The sequence below is a fragment of the Nostoc sp. DSM 114161 genome, from assembly GCF_052692665.1.
This window is the reverse complement of the sequence record NZ_CP195141.1, coordinates 7,860,118-7,875,957: the sequence shown is the minus strand read 5'-3', so window position 1 is coordinate 7,875,957 and position 15,840 is coordinate 7,860,118. Positions and strand designations below refer to the sequence as shown.

Genomic DNA, 15,840 nt, shown 5'->3' with positions numbered 1-15,840 from the left:
AAAAAGAATAATAAATGCAGAAAAAGCAGAAAAACAAGCGCTGCGCCAACGTCTTTGACGAACGCTTGTTAGCAGAGGCGTAAAAAATAGATAATTTACTTGCCTTTGTTTAGGGTTCGGACGATTAGAGCAACTACTAAGCCATCAACAGCTAAATGTAACTATTTATGGTGAGAACAACGTACAATACCTGCGCTTTTTCCTAGCTGACGCCAAACCGGATAATTTGGGCAGAAGGCGGGGGACGTTATACATTAATAAGTGTGTCTGCAATACCGGACTTGTTCTGGCTTAGTCTCAATAGCAAAGGTTTGGAAATGTCTACTTTATCAGAAACTTCTATTTTGGCGGCAATTCTGCTAGTAGCTTTAGGCATTTTGGGTTGGGGCTTTTATCGCGCCAGACCTTTTGGCAAGCTAGGAATCTTGGCTTGGTTACAGTCGGTGGTGTTGATGACTCCGTGGCTACTGTTTTTTGGATTATTTGCCGCCGGAATTTACATTAACATAGCAGGTATATTGTTCTTAGTCGTGGCTTCTGCTGGATTGTACATCTACTTGGGGAGCCAGTTACGCAAAGCTGGGCAAGATGCCATACTCAAGCAGCGGGCAACCGAAAGACTTGCGACTGAGTCCTCACCTGAAGAAAATTCCCCACAACCAACAGTAATAGAACTCAAACCTCAGATTCCACCAATACCAGAAGATGATTTGAATGCCATTAAAGGTATTTTCGGTATTGATACATTTTTCGCCACAGAAACTATCCCGTACCAAGATGGGGCGATTTTTAAAGGCAATTTGCGGGGAGAACCAGAAGAAATTCACAATAGGTTAAGTGCAAGTTTGCGAGAACGGCTTGGCGATCGCTATCGTTTATTTTTAGTGGAAAATACAGATGGCAGGCCAGTTGTAATTGTACTGCCCAGCCGCAACGATCCCCGGCCGATGCAGTTATCGCAAAAAGCTTTTGCAGGTATTCTTTTGGTAGCCACCATAGCCACAAATTTAGAAGCTGCGGGATTACTGCTGAATTTTGATTTCTTTACTAGTCCTGCAAGGTTCGCAGAAGCTTTGCCCATAGGTGCGGGCATATTTGCGATTTTAGTCGCTCACGAAATCGGTCATTGGTTACTTGCTCGCCGTCACCAAATCCGCCTTAGCTGGCCGTTTTTTCTACCTGCTGTGCAAATTGGTTCCTTTGGTGCAATTACCCGCTTTGAATCTTTATTACCCAACCGCAAAGTATTATTTGATATCGCCTTGGCAGGGCCGGCCGCAGGTGGTATCGTTTCTTTAGGTATGCTGATTACCGGCTTGCTGCTTTCCCACCCTGGTAGCTTATTTCAATTGCCAAATCAGTTTTTCCAAGGATCGATTTTGGTGGGAAGCTTGGCGCGAGTTGTCCTTGGTTCCGCCTTGCAGTCGTCTTTGGTAAGCGTTCATCCCTTGGTGGTGATTGGTTGGTTGGGGTTAGTAATTAACGCTTTGAACTTAATGCCGGCAGGACAACTAGATGGTGGGCGCATTGTCCAGGCGATTTATGGACGCAAAACCGCAGGACGAGCAACTGTAGCAACTTTAATTTTACTGGTGCTAGTGTCTCTCGGTAATGTTCTGGCTATGTACTGGGCGTTCGTGATTTTCTTCTTGCAACGAGATTTAGAACGCCCCAGTTTGAATGAAATCACTGAACCCGATGATGCCAGAGCCGCTTTAGGTCTTTTGGCTTTATTCTTGATGATTACCACCCTTTTACCTTTGACTCCTGGCTTGGCTGGACGCTTGGGCATAGGATAAATCAACTAAAACATATGCGATTACGACACATTCTTGAGTAAAGACGCGAGGAATCGTGCCTGTGCAAATGGTGTATTCGCATTCATTTTTCAAATGGGTATAAATTGCGATAAACGCTATAGTTCCTTCTAGCAGCGATCGCTAAATTTAACCTTGCTACAGTACTTTAACAACAGATAATCACTTTGGCGAATCAAAATACAACCAGATTTATCTATGGCATCTTTAGTAGGAAAAGTTGCAATTATTACAGGTGCATCGCGGGGAATTGGACGAGCGATCGCACTGAAGTTAGCTGGTAACGGCGCATCTATTGTCGTTAATTATGCTGGTAATGCAGGTAAAGCACAGGAAGTTGTTGCAGAAATAGAAAAATTGGGAGTAGAGGCGATCGCCCTCCAAGCTGATGTTAGCAAAGTACCCGACATTCAACGGTTATTTGAGCAAACACTCGAACGCTTTGGTAAAGTCGATATTTTGGTCAACAATGCCGGAATCGCTTTCTATAAACCAATTAGTCAAGTGACAGAAGAAGACTTTGACAAGATTTATGCCATTAATGTTAAAGGGACTTATTTTGCTTGCCAACAAGCCGCGCAACACATGGCAGAAGGGGGACGGATTATCAACTTTTCCTCATCAACCACAGTGATGATGCTACCAACTTATAGTGCCTATGTAGCAACCAAGGGTGCTGTCGAACAAATTACGCGGGTACTAGCTAAAGAATTGGGTACAAAGGCGATCGCAGTCAATGTTATTTCTCCCGGCCCCACCGATACAGAACTATTTCGAGAAGGCAAAACACAAGAACAGATAGACCGTTTAGCCCAAATGGCTGCTTTTGGCAAGCTGGGAGATGTGCAAGAAATTGCCGATGTAGTAGCATTTCTCGCTAGCGACGAAGCTAGATGGATTACTGGGCAAAACATTCGTGTAAACGGTGGAATCGCCTAAAGTTATTGTCGGCGAACCTTCACTAAAATTAAGCGATGCGTTCGCCGACAAGTTGTTAGGAAAATTAAGTGGACGGTTTCCAACCGACAAGTAAATTCGGGTAAGTCGCTGGTGTAGGAAAAATTTTCTGGAAAGTATTTTGACGATCTAACGGCTTTTCTTTGCCCATGTTCCAGAGAGTTTCATAGAAAAAGAAAGAGACTCCAGCAAAGTTGCGATCGCGTACTTTTTGCACTTGTGTCTGAATTTGTTGCATGGATATAGATCTATTTTTTAATCCAGCCAAAATCCCAACACTCACAGGAATATGACTCTTTGCTGCTTTCACTTCTGGGTACTCTAACTCACTAACAAAAACATTCAAATCATCGCGGTAGATTTGCAAAACCAAATCTTCAACAATTCCCATCCGTTCCCACTTCTGCCAATCTGCTAAAAAATATTCGTAAGAAAAACGCTGAGGATTGGGAGCAACAGAAACAATGCAATCTTTTTTAGTTGCTTTGATGGTTGTGAATACCCGCTTCATAAAATCGGTGATTTTATTAGCTCTCCAACGTACCCATTCTGGATCTTTAAAATTTTTAGACGGAGCTTGACCGCGGTGTTCTTTTTTATAAAGTGCCACTGTATAAGCATCGTATCCTAATTCTGAAGGTAAGCCAAAATGATCGTCAAATTGAATGCCGTCAATATTATAATTTCTAACAATTTCAACGATTAAATCTTGGATGAATTGTTGCACTTCTGGGCGAAAAGGATTTAGCCAAACTCGATTATGTGTACCTTCTTTGACAATCCGCGTCCCATCGCTGCGACTAGTGAGCCATTGGGAACGATTCTTAGCCAGTAGGGAATCCGCTGGCGCCATAAAGCCGAATTCAAACCAGGGAATGACTGTTAACCCTTTTTGGTGTCCCACATCCACAATTTCTTTGAGGATATCTCGCCCTTGCAGTCCGGGTGTGGGATCGATCGCTCGCCCAATTACTTTGGCTGCAACTTTACTAGGATAGAGTGTATAACCCCAATTCCAAACCGCTGGGTATACGGTGTTAAAATTGAGTTCGTCAAGCCGTTGTAAAGATCCCTTAAGGCGATCGCGCTCAAATAACACATCACTATCAATATTTGTTAACCATACTCCCCTTAACTCATGCGCCGGTAATTTCTGAGGAATAGTTTGAGCGTTTAAGGGCAACGATAACATCACAGTAGCTACCACACTTAAGGTAGCCATGAGGAGAAATAACCCCGACTTTCTGCCTTGGCGAATATTCCAAAACCCAACACACCACTTTATAAACCTTTTCATCATCTACCACAGGTACGATAAAATTATCGTTTCGATTGTATGGCCAATATTGGGCATTGGGCATGGGGAAGAGAATGGGGGGATGAGGAGGTGGGGAGGTGGGGAGATGGGAAGAAAGTAATTCTTCTTTCCCCCATCTCCCCATCGTCTTATCACCCCACCTTTTATTGGGCGCTAGCTGTAATCTGATTCCAAGCTTTAAGTACTATTTGTAAATTGCTTGGCAGATTATTTTGAGAAATATCGTTGTACTGAACTGTATTTTTTTGGCTGGTGAGAGTGTAGGTGATATAATCAGCAGCACCGCCGGGTGCCGGGTAACTGAGATTGCGGTATTGAGTAAATTTATAGCGTTCTAGCGAGCGCAAAAATTGTCGCACCTGTTGTACAGAAACACGGCGAACGCTACGTTCAGAATCATTAGCATCACCAATTCGCACGCGAATCAATTGCCCATTTTTGAGTAAAACAGTCTCGTAGGTTCTACCAGCAAATCCCCCACTAGAAATTTGTCGAAATACTACATCTCGATCCAAAGGTGGCGGTAACTCGCTGGCTGGAATTGTCACAGGTGTTAATGTACTTTGGTTAGGCTTTTGATTGAGTCTAACTATCGAACCTGTTTGATTAGTGTGATAAACCAAGGTTTTTTCCCGTCCACCAACAACTACCCGCCAGCCTGGTATCAAGGCTTGGGTACAGAATTCATCAACCTCAGCTAATTCTAAACAGCCATTTCTCCAAGTTTGCTGTTGAGACTCAACAATCGTTAGCTGAGAAATTGGTTGTTGTAAACGTCTAGATGCAACCTGCAAAACAGCATTTTTTACAGATACAGGTAATTTATTTGAAGGATTATTTGTCGAGGCTAAACGTAGCGATCGCCCATCGTTATTAGTATGATAAACCCAATTTTGTTTGCCGTTAGATACCACAACCCGCCAACCAGAAACTAAAGCTTCTGTGCAGCCTTCATCCGGTTGAGGTAATTCTAAGCAACCATTACCCCAAGTCTGTTGATTATAGTTAGTAATTTTCAGTTCTCTAATCGAAATTCCCTCTCTGCCAGCTAAATCTTGCAGCACGGCGTTAGCTACTGGACGCGGCAAGCGATTTGATTTAATATTGTCTTTAGAGACATCACTGCTCGTTTCTAGCGATAAATTTCCAGAAGCCGCTGTGGCATCTTTGATGACTGTTAAACCGCTGGTAACAGATAAAATACCAGTCAAAACCAAAGCCGTAAAAATTCGTGCTTTATTTGTGCTAAAATAATTTTTCACCACGATCTTCATACTAATATAGTGCTATTAGCCAATAGTTATAAGACTAATAAATAATATCGAGCAACTCAGGACAAAAAACTATATAATCCCATAACATCATTAGTTGGAATTAACTTAGTATTGTCTTTTGAAGCAGATATAAAGACAGACGCTAATGTAATGATTCTTTGTTCCTGAACTAGACTCGACCTAAATCAAAGAACGTCAGAAGAGGCAGGGGAGCATACTTCGACTGCGCTCAGTAACCAGGGAGCAAGGGGGAAAACTCAAACAAAGCTTGTACTCGTCAAGATTAAGAGCGTCCTTCAAGAACGAGGCATCTTCCCCATGTTCTGCAACGCTTGTCGCAGTTATTGAAAGGACTTGCTCCTTCTGCTTCTTGGGTCAACTTTACGATCTGGTAACATGCAAGGCTTTGCAGCAAAAACTTTTTCCTGCATGATACTAGTTTGAAAAATAATTGCAATTCAGATGCCGCCTTACCCTGCCTGAAGTCAAACACCAATTGATGTTACTTCGATGCGATCGCCTGGCTTATGAATCTAAAGAAAAATTTCTATTTCTTGAGCAGAATCCTCACTCCGCACAGAGGCTATTAATAGCGTTTATACTCTATTTATACTCCTATGTTCTCAAACAGGTTAGGCGCTAATCGCTTGTTGTTCGGGTTCGACTAACTGATTATTAGGTACATCAAATCTAATGGTAGTAGATGCCCAATCTTTGAAATCAGGCGCTAACCAGACTAGCTTGCAGAGAATTTCGTCATTCACCCACAACACCAAGGGAAACTTAAACTGTTTGCGAAACTCATCTCGCATGATGTTGGTACTGATGATTAGTTGATTGATAGCCTCTACAGATTCTAAACCCCGTACCATCAAAGCTTCCGGTTGAGTAGCACCAATTGTATTGGCAATGGGCGTGTACAACGTATCAGCGCCAGGTGCAAGTATGATTTCTGGGATGTCGGCTGATGAAAATTCTGTTAACCAATTCAGGACTTGCTGCTGTCTTTCAACACTGTTACAACACGCTAAAATGAGGGAAAACTCCCCAGCAGAAACCATCATTGCTCTTGCGAGCCTCTTAGTGTTTGCTGTGCTGCTAACTGTAGCGTTTTCTGAATTAGTTAAGCCGATCATTTATAAAATCCTGCTTTGAGATGAAAAATAGCGGATCGTTATTTCAGTTATTCTACCCTATTGATTTTTACTTAAAAGTGTTAAAGGATAATTTGGATGACATTTATTGCATGAATTTTAACATAATTTTATAGTTGCTTCAAATAAGAATAATATTGTAAATCTTCGCAAATTTATAATTCAAGATTAATGTGAAGACAACATCAACATATGATTTAAATAAAAAGAGCAAATGGCTACTCTCTCCTCTACAGATTTTCGCATATGGTATTAATTAAGTAATTTATCTTTTGTAGTTAGTTAAAATATATACTCAGCATAAGTTGAATAATAAACGTTGGCAAGTGGCAGAAATTTATCGCAATGTTTGAGGCATAGCTAGCTGTACCTTTAATGTCTAGCTTATTGAAATAGAAAAATCTTCCTCCATCTGGTTGATAGTATTTCAGCGAATACCTCATACCTATACACACTTAAAGGCCCATAGCTGCCTCTACAACCGATTTATTAGTTGCCAAGATTTTTTACAAATCTCGTGTGAGTCATCCATTTGATAGAACTATAAATTAAAGATGTCGCCCCGTTAGTCAGAGGACACGGCATTTTTAGGTTTCTAAGATTGGTTCAGAACGTCAGAGCATAACAATTCATGCACGATCTGGAGGGAAAATGGAACGCGATGAGTTTATTAGACAGGTGCAAAATCGCGCTCATCTCAGTTCGCGTGGTGATGCAGAATTGGCAACTCGCGCGACTTTGGAAACGCTAGCACAACGGTTAGCTGGGGATGAGCCTTTAAATGCCGCAGCCCAATTGCCAAGAGGCATTGCAGAATATATGCGACATGAATATGCAGGTGCTGGCGATCCCTTCTCTATTGATGAATTTTTCGAGCGAATCAGTCAAAAAGAAAGTGTAGAGCTTGCAGATGCCGTTCGTCATGCCCGTGTAGTCATTGAGGTATTGAGTCAAGCGATTAGCAGAGGTGAAATCGATGATATTCGCTCTCAACTGCCATCGGAATTCCATCCATTGTTTGAGGCGGGCAGTGAAGGGCGAATGCGGATAAATACTTAAAAATTTTTATAAATTCATTAGGAGTGTTACACCATGCTATTCAAAGACAGGAGGTTTGCAGGTCAACTTTTAGCTAAGGAGTTAGCTATCTATGCTAATCGCTCAGATGTCATAGTTTTAGGGCTACCAAGAGGTGGCGTACCTGTAGCCTTTGAGGTTGCTAAAGCCTTAAATGCTCCCTTAGATGTTTTGGTGGTACGTAAATTGGGCGTACCCGATGAACAAGAATTAGCAATGGGAGCGATCGCTGCTGGCGGCGTGCGGATACTCAATAAACATATTATCAACGTGGCAAACATCTCCGACGAAGTAATTGCCAGGGTAGCAGTGCAAGAAGAACGAGAGTTAGAGCGCCGGGAAAAGCTTTATCGAGGCGATCGCCCATTAAAAGACTTACGCGGGCGCACTGTCATCTTGGTAGATGATGGTTTAGCCACAGGTGCAACTATGTGGGCTGCTGCTGTAGCCGTGCGAAAACAACAACCGGCTGCGATTGTAATTGCTGTACCCGTAGCTGCACCTGAAACTTGTCAACAGTTAAATCCTGAAGTAGACCAAATCGCTTGCGTCTCCACACCCAGCCCTTTCTACAGCGTTGGTCTTTGGTACGAAAAGTTTCCCCAAACTACAGATGAAGAAGTCCGAGAATTACTCACAAAAGCAGCAAATAATGGTCAACCATTGTTTGCTGGGTGAGAGGAAGTGTTGAGTTGGGAGTTAGGAGTTAGGAGTTAGGAGTTGGGAGTTTGAAGTTATTATTCTCTCCTGTGCCTCTCTGCTCCCATGCTCAATGCCCAATGCCCCATACCAAATGACAGGATGACGCTGGCTGAACAAGCGATTAAACTATTGATAATATGAAATGTTGCTTTTAGCACCTCTTACATAAATTTAATTGCATTGTGAAATCTAACATCTCATCCCGTTATATCTAATACTAATTATGTCAGTGTATCAAGGAACTTGTGGGGAGACCACCGATATAATTATTGGGGTTCAAAACGAAGAAAACGGCGAATTACAAACAAATTCTGCTCCTGTGGGTGCTCTTGCCACAAGACAAGGAACTTTTTCTACGTTTCTTGCTCCCTTGACTCAAGATACTTTTAAACAGGTTGTTAAGGAGGTCGAGCAAAAATTACAGATTGTCCATCAAACCCTATCGATGCTCGATTCTCAGGGTTTTGAAAAGATCTTGCAAGAAATGTTGCATTCGATTACCTTAAAAACCGGAGAATTACTGGGGGCAGACCGCACAACGATATTTTTATTGGATGAAGAAAAACAAGAGCTGTGGTCAATTGTGGCTGAGGGGGACGGTCATCGCTCTTTAGAAATTCGCATCCCAGCCAATAAAGGTATCGGTGGTGAGGTGGCTACTTTTAAGCAAGTTATCAATATTCCTTTTGATTTTTATGACGATCCGCGATCGCATTTTGCCCAAGCACAAGAAAAAAGAACTGGCTATCGCACTTATACGATGCTAGCTTTACCGTTATTAAACGAACAAGAACAATTAGTTGCAGTAGTACAATTACTGAATAAATTAAAGCCTGGTAGCAATCCCAATGCTCCACTTGCAGAACGCATTGATACTAACGGTTTTATCTGTGCTGACGAACAATTATTTCAAGAATTTGCTCCTTCGATTCGACTGATTTTAGAATCATCGCGCTCTTTTTATGTAGCTACCCAAAAACAAAGAGCCGTGGCGGCGTTGATGAAAGCAATCAAGTCCCTTTCTCAAAGCAGTCTCGATTTAGAAGATACCCTCAAACGGGTAATGGATGAAGCTAAGGAATTAATGAATGCCGATCGCAGTACGCTGTGGTTAATAGACCGCGATCGCCATGAATTGTGGACAAAAATTACCCAAGACGATGGTTCGACTAAGGAGTTACGCGTCCCCATCGGTAAAGGATTTGCTGGAATAGTAGCCGCATCAGGAAAAAAGCTAAATATTGCCTTTGATTTATACGACGATCCCGACTCTGAGACAGCCAAACAACTCGACCAACAAAATGGCTATCGCACCTGTAGTTTACTTTGTATGCCAGTATTTAACGCCGACCAAGAATTAATCGGTGTTACCCAGTTAGTCAATAAAAAGAAATCTGGGGATTTTCCAGCTTACGATCCTGCTTCTTGGCCAAAGGCCCCCGAATGCTTCCAAGCTAGTTTTGACCGCAATGATGAAGAGTTCATGGAAGCTTTTAATATTCAAGCGGGAGTAGCCCTACAGAATGCTCAGCTGTTTGCCACAGTCAAACAACAAGAACAAATGCAACGAGACATTCTTCGCAGCCTTTCTAATGGAGTAGTTTCTACTGACAAATCTGGGTTAATTATTGCTGCCAATGAAAGTGCTAAACGTTTGCTGGGGCTGGAACCAGAAGACCGTTTAGAAGGTAAATCAGTTAATGATGTCATCGCCATCAAAGAAAGCGACTTTAGCAAGTGGTGTCAGGATGCTTTACATGGAACTGACCCGAAACGCCGCCAGCAGTATTATCCCGATCGCACTCTTTTGAGTAGCGGTACAGAACAGCATAGTATTAATTTATCGATTAATACAATTGCTGATGCCGCCGACCACGAGCAAGTCCGCGGAGCGCTGGTGGTGATGGAAGATATCAGCGATGAAAAGCGGCTCAAAAGTACCATGTACCGCTACATGACTCAGGAATTAGCAGAAGAATTGCTGAAGTTGGATGATGCTAAACTAGGAGGCGATCGCAAAGAAGTTTCAATTTTATTTTCGGATATTCGCGGCTACACCACTTTGACGGAAAACCTAGAAGCAGAAGAAGTGGTGAGTATGCTCAATGAATATTTTGAATCAATGGTCGAGGCAGTTTTTAAACATAAAGGCACCCTCGATAAATACATCGGCGATGCGATTATGGCTGTTTTTGGTTCTCCTTTACCTTTAGAAGAACACGCTTGGATGGCAGTCAAAACATCATTAGAAATGCGCCAACGCTTGCATGACTTTAATCAGCGTCGCCATACACTTAATAAGCCCAGAATCAACATTGGCATTGGTATTAATTCCGATACAGTAATTAGTGGAAATATCGGCTCTAGTAAGCGAATGGAATTTACAGCCATTGGCGATGGCGTGAATCTCGGCTCTCGACTAGAAAGTGTTAGCAAACAGTATGGTTGCGATATTATTATTAGCCATAATACTTTTAAACCATGCCAAGAAAATATTTGGGCTAGAGAACTAGACTATATTCGCGTCAAAGGCAGAAATGAACCAGTATCTATATATGAGTTGGTAGGTTTGCGTTCCGATCCCATTAGTAGCGAAAAACTCCAAGTCATCGAGCATTATCATAAAGGGCGCAAATATTACCTCCAACGCGATTTTAATCGTGCTAGAGCTGAATTTGCCCTAGTTTTAGCAGCGGACAACCAGGACAAAGCTGCTATGTTACATCTGTTGCGTTGTCAGCACTGGTTACAAGCACCCCCAACAGAGTCAGATTGGGATGAAGGAGTCTGGACGTTTCAGGAAAAATAACTAGGGGCGTACAGATGTACGCCCTTACTTGTCGGATTCTTAACACCAAAATTGAAGGTTTCTAATAGATAAAATTACTTTTTAAAACTTTTTAATATTTCTTAAATATCTTTAAAATAACTTGGGATTGAGGTAGGAATTAAGAGCGATCGCCCTCTATCATTGGCAATCAATGTAAAGGTTAATTGATATTTGTTGTCAAAGTAACTGTTGAAGTTAGAAACTAAGAATACAACACAGGCAATTATTATATGACTGCTATTTCTAACGTTGCATTCAAACGGCCAATTTGGCAAACCGCTATCATATTGACTTTGGGCTTTTGGCTCAGTGCAAGTCTAGTTTTGGACTGGGTAATTATGCCTAGCCTTTATCTCTCTGGGATGATGAACCAAGGTGGTTTTACTACAGCGGGCTATGCGATTTTTTGGAACTTTAATCGTATGGAATTATTATCTGCTGCTGTAGTACTAACTGGAGCGCTGGTTTTGAGTAAAACGCAATTTCAAAGGGGTATAAGCAGTATTGTTATATCTGTGCTGCTGCTGAGTGTAGCTGTGCTTGACACATATTTTTTGACTCCACAAATGTGTGCGATCGGAATTCAACTCAACCTATTTGAAGCTGCTGCTGCTATTCCATCAACAATGAATTTATTACACGGTAGTTATTGGCTACTGGAAGTAATTAAGGTGATGGCAGGTAGCTTACTTTTAAGCTGGTACTGGCGCGATAAAGTTTCGGTAAATGGTGAAATATAACGCCGAGAATGTCCATTATTAAATCCCATATTAAAGACGCAAAGAAACCCTTTGCGTCTTTTTGCTATCTAGCAAAGTGGTGAGTAAAAATCCTAGCTAAAAATGAAACTGGAATTTCAATAATAAATTCAGTGCCTTTACCCAAAACAGAGTTGCAACTTCAAACAGGATTTGTCAAGATAGTTAGCGAGAAAATTGTAAGTAAGGGTGACGATGGAATGAAAATTTAAGTACTTAAATTTCAGTAAAATAGTTCATTTTCTCGGCACTCTGGTAACAAAATAACCAATTTTTAATTGCTATAACCCTTGAGTTTTAAAGCTGTTTGGGGAATGAAACGCTCATACTGCTTTTTGGTAAATCCTGAATTTATTGTTCCCAAATCACTAATTGCGATCGCTAAACTAAAAAGTTTCTGATAAGTCTTGCTATGCAGACATTTCAGCTAAATACATTGACATCAAAAAATAAGCTAACAAAGCCTTTTACTCTCTCTCAGAGGCGTGTATAAAAATATAATTTGTTAATAATTAGCGTTACAGATATGACGCTTAATACTTAGATTTTATATTTAGTTGGTCTTTTTCGAGTTTCTTGAAATCTACTCAAGGTTTGTGATATTTTTAACTTAATTTTTTAATTATTCGGTATTTTATAAATTGAATTAAATAATACCAATTACTAATTGCAAATTTGTACATATAAATTCCCTTTTACTATAAATTTTCAGTATTTCAGGACATTCCAAAAAATAAATATTTATAACAATAGTCTGGACAATGCTATTAATTGATTTTTATATTTACTTTACTTATTTCTTATGAAGTTTATATATTTCTGTTATTTTTCTTGAAAAATTATAGTAACCTAAATTTTAGTGAGTACATTACTTGCGATCTACTATCTAGCTAAAAATCGCTATTTTTCAGGTATGTACCACACCTCCACAATTTCGCTGTCAGTTCTTGAATGTGTCACTCAAAATCGTCCAGAGTGACTATTTATCCCCACACAAAACTAAAACCCGCTTGCAGTAGTTATGAAGAGATTTTCTTGTGCTGAGTCAGTCGCCTCTGCTCACTACACACCATCATGGCGTCAATTATCAGCTAACTCATCTTTAGTCGCACCTGGCCCTTGTTGTCGCCCATACAGAGAAGTTCTACAATCACAAATCTAAGTAAGATATGAATTGATTGAATGCTGAGTTTTAAACTATACTTTTTGATAAATGAAGTTCACCTCAAGAATAAACTTCCGATCAAAGTTACCTCCAGCAAGTTTCTCAGGTTTTTCTTTCCTCAATTATTACTTGTAATTTTAAACTATAAAATACGGGTAACAGTGATATTTTTGCGACTGATGGGCGAGAGCCAATGGTCTATGCGTCCCACTTGAGTTACTGTTAGATTGGCTAGATTAGCGAAAGATACAGAAAGTCAATCTGATTTTTGACATACTATTTCCTGACAACAGTCGGGTCGATTTGCTATTGGGCAATAGCACTAACATAGATTGATTTGTATTCGTGCATATAGCTTAGCAGAGATTGGTGAATTACGAGTTGGGGGGTGTGGAATCTCTGTACTAACTAAAATGTCACCGCTATATTTATCTGAACAGTGCTTCTAATTAATATCACTGTGAATTCCGAAAAGGAAATTCACCGATTTCGCCTGCAAATATTAATTTTATTCCAGAGCCATCCCGATGAAGACACTTCCGATTAGTAGATACAGATTTTTTCAAAAACTCCAACCCTTATCTCTATTGAAAAAAATCACGGGTAAGTCCGTTACTGGTTGTTTGCAAGTATTTAGTACCTCAGGTTCTTGGTCAATATATGTAGACGAAGGTAAATTGATTTATGCCTGCTACTCAGAGAAAATGTTTGAACCGCTTTATAGAAATTTGCAACGCTTAAGTCAGCAAATTTCTACTCTTCCTTGCGGAATTCACGAACAACTGCGAGCGATATTTGAAACTGGCATTGAAAATCAATCAATACCAAATCCAGATTATCTAGCTATTTGCTGGTTAGTCAATCAAAAATATATCAGTCCCTCTCAAGCCGCAATTTTGATAGAGCAATTAGCACTAGAAGTTTTGGATTCATTTTTGAGATTAGAACAGGGAAGTTATGAATTTATTCCTGAAAGCTTTTTGGATGATATGCCAAAATTTTGTCATCTGAATCTTCGTTTACTAGTTGAACGATGTCAATCGCCCAGAAGCAAGGGAGAGCATTTTTCCGTAAGGGTAGGAGCTAATAGCCAGACATCAACAGTTTCTACTGTACAACCATCACAATTTTTACGAAAAAATCAGCCGCAGTCTCAAACCAACACTACACAAAAGTTTCCCAGACCGTACAACGGCAATAAATCAGGAACAAACATTTTCAATAGTACTAATAATACGAATCAGCAAGTTATACAACCTCCGGCTGAGAAAAAAGTCTACAAAATCTTCTGTATTGATGATAGTCCTACGGTATTGAGTACTATTAAAAGTTATTTAGATGAACAAACTTTTTCTGTTGTCGGAGTTAGCGATTCTTTCAAAGCTTTAATGCAGATTATCCGCACAAAACCCGACATAATTTTCTTGGATATTTCTATGCCTAATTTAGATGGATATGAACTTTGCTCTTTGCTGCGAAAGCACTCATATTTTAAAAATACACCTGTGATTATGGTGTCAGCCAAATCAGGATTAATAGATAGAGCTAAAGCCAAAATAGTTGGAGCATCAGGTTATTTAACCAAGCCTTTTAGCCAAGGAGATTTATTAAAAGTGATATTTAAGCATATTGTTTAATTTTTTTATTAGATATAACTAAATTTGATTAACATATTTTTCAGGAGACTGAAGCTTGAGTATTAACTGGGTGGCTACTATTCTAGTTGTGGAATCTCGGCAAGAATTGGAATTAATTAGTTATTATCTGAGAGATAAAGGTTATAACGTTATTAAGGCAACTAGCGCTAAAGAAGCTCTAGAAATAGTTTTAGAAGAAAAACCCGATGCCATTGTTACTGATGTTGAAATGCCAGGGATGAGTGGATTTGAATTATGTCGCGTCTTGAAAGCAAATCCAACTAATCAGAAAATACCTATTGTGATTTGTAGTAGTAAAAATCAGGCAATTCATCACTTGTGGGCGAAGAAGCAAGGTGCTGATGCTTATATAACAAAGCCTTATACGCCTGAACAGCTAGTGAGTGCGATCGAATCAGTAGAGGCTGTCGCTTCGCTCCAATTCAAAATTAATTAAATAATTTTCAAATTTAAAAGTTTAGAGCGGCGACTTCTGGCGCTCTAAACTTTTCGCAAAATCCAAAATCTAAAATTCCTTAAGCTGCGCCAAATTCAGATTGTAAAGCTTCGTCGTTGTTATCGGCGATCGTTGCCACAATGGTGATTAGTCGAGAGACTTCCCCTGGAGACAACTCTGCTAAGGTGCGCGTGGATATCACAACCACCCGATTTTCAATAATACCGAAACGTGCTTCAAAAGTGCTAGAGCAGTTTAACTCCAAAAGATGCCGCATTAATTTAGGTTCATCTTTAGCAGGTAAATCTAACACCGCAGACCAAACCGTTATGGTGTCTTCATCGCTTGTTCCACTGAGTTGGACAAATACTTCCACACTCCCGTACTTAAATTTCCACAGATGACCACCCTCTGGCGTCTGGCTAACCATTGCGCTGTCATCTTGTTCTAGGCTGTCGATGACATTTTCAATCACTTCTAGATGGTTGAGACCCGTTGTCTCGGCGATTAACTCATTGATGGCTTCGTCACTTGTTAGGGTTTCTTGGTAGTTTGTCATACAGATTTTTTTCTCAATATACTTGCTGTTTCATCTACACATAATTTATAGCTTGTTGGCACGGTTAGTTTGAGCTTCCTTAAGTGATAGTCTGGTCATCAGTCATACCAAATCAGGTGCTTCTAAATAAATAGA

At 40.4% G+C, this 15,840-nt stretch carries 12 protein-coding genes; 8 read left to right on the top strand and 4 right to left on the bottom strand.

What is annotated here, in order from left to right; all coding sequences use genetic code 11:
• Positions 1-317: 317 nt before the first annotated feature.
• Both NSTC745_RS33010 and NSTC745_RS33005 read left to right on the top strand, forming a co-directional pair.
• Complete coding sequence (locus NSTC745_RS33010) at positions 318-1,799, top strand: site-2 protease family protein (protein ID WP_445634798.1); 1,482 nt, start codon at positions 318-320, stop codon at positions 1,797-1,799.
• 216 nt (positions 1,800-2,015) lie between these two features.
• Complete coding sequence (locus NSTC745_RS33005; protein WP_445634797.1) at positions 2,016-2,756, top strand: SDR family oxidoreductase; 741 nt, start codon at positions 2,016-2,018, stop codon at positions 2,754-2,756.
• 64 nt (positions 2,757-2,820) lie between these two features.
• On the opposite strand, the gene NSTC745_RS33000 is transcribed toward NSTC745_RS33005, so the two are convergent.
• The 3 genes from NSTC745_RS33000 to NSTC745_RS32990 form a co-directional block, all read right to left on the bottom strand.
• On the bottom strand, positions 2,821-4,071 hold the full coding sequence (locus tag NSTC745_RS33000; RefSeq protein WP_445638738.1) for a glycoside hydrolase family 10 protein: 1,251 nt from the start codon (positions 4,069-4,071) through the stop codon (positions 2,821-2,823).
• Between the two features lie 164 nt (positions 4,072-4,235).
• Positions 4,236-5,366, bottom strand: a complete 1,131-nt coding sequence (locus NSTC745_RS32995) for a hypothetical protein (protein WP_445634796.1) — start codon at positions 5,364-5,366, stop codon at positions 4,236-4,238.
• A gap of 632 nt (positions 5,367-5,998) precedes the next feature.
• Complete coding sequence (locus NSTC745_RS32990) at positions 5,999-6,502, bottom strand: hypothetical protein (RefSeq protein WP_445634795.1); 504 nt, start codon at positions 6,500-6,502, stop codon at positions 5,999-6,001.
• A gap of 669 nt (positions 6,503-7,171) precedes the next feature.
• Between NSTC745_RS32990 and NSTC745_RS32985 the strand changes: the two genes are divergently transcribed.
• The 6 genes from NSTC745_RS32985 to NSTC745_RS32960 all read left to right on the top strand — a co-directional run bounded on the left by NSTC745_RS32985 (position 7,172) and on the right by NSTC745_RS32960 (position 15,146).
• Positions 7,172-7,579: a DUF2267 domain-containing protein gene (locus tag NSTC745_RS32985; protein ID WP_445634794.1), complete on the top strand. Its 408-nt coding sequence runs from the start codon at positions 7,172-7,174 to the stop codon at positions 7,577-7,579.
• Positions 7,580-7,612: 33 nt separating this feature from the next.
• Positions 7,613-8,275, top strand: a complete 663-nt coding sequence (locus NSTC745_RS32980) for a phosphoribosyltransferase (RefSeq protein ID WP_445634793.1) — start codon at positions 7,613-7,615, stop codon at positions 8,273-8,275.
• Positions 8,276-8,522: 247 nt separating this feature from the next.
• Complete coding sequence (locus tag NSTC745_RS32975) at positions 8,523-11,108, top strand: GAF domain-containing protein (protein ID WP_445634792.1); 2,586 nt, start codon at positions 8,523-8,525, stop codon at positions 11,106-11,108.
• Between the two features lie 251 nt (positions 11,109-11,359).
• Positions 11,360-11,869, top strand: coding sequence for a hypothetical protein (locus NSTC745_RS32970; protein WP_445634791.1), 510 nt, complete (start codon positions 11,360-11,362; stop codon positions 11,867-11,869).
• Between the two features lie 1,710 nt (positions 11,870-13,579).
• The gene (locus tag NSTC745_RS32965) at positions 13,580-14,689 is read left to right on the top strand and encodes a response regulator (protein WP_445634790.1); all 1,110 of its coding nucleotides are present in this window, start codon (positions 13,580-13,582) and stop codon (positions 14,687-14,689) included.
• A 55-nt stretch (positions 14,690-14,744) separates the two neighbouring features.
• The gene (locus NSTC745_RS32960) at positions 14,745-15,146 is read left to right on the top strand and encodes a response regulator (protein WP_445634789.1); all 402 of its coding nucleotides are present in this window, start codon (positions 14,745-14,747) and stop codon (positions 15,144-15,146) included.
• A 79-nt stretch (positions 15,147-15,225) separates the two neighbouring features.
• On the opposite strand, the gene NSTC745_RS32955 is transcribed toward NSTC745_RS32960, so the two are convergent.
• Positions 15,226-15,705 (bottom strand): YbjN domain-containing protein, encoded by a 480-nt coding sequence (locus NSTC745_RS32955; protein ID WP_445634788.1) that lies wholly within the window; start codon positions 15,703-15,705, stop codon positions 15,226-15,228.
• Positions 15,706-15,840 lie beyond the last annotated feature (135 nt).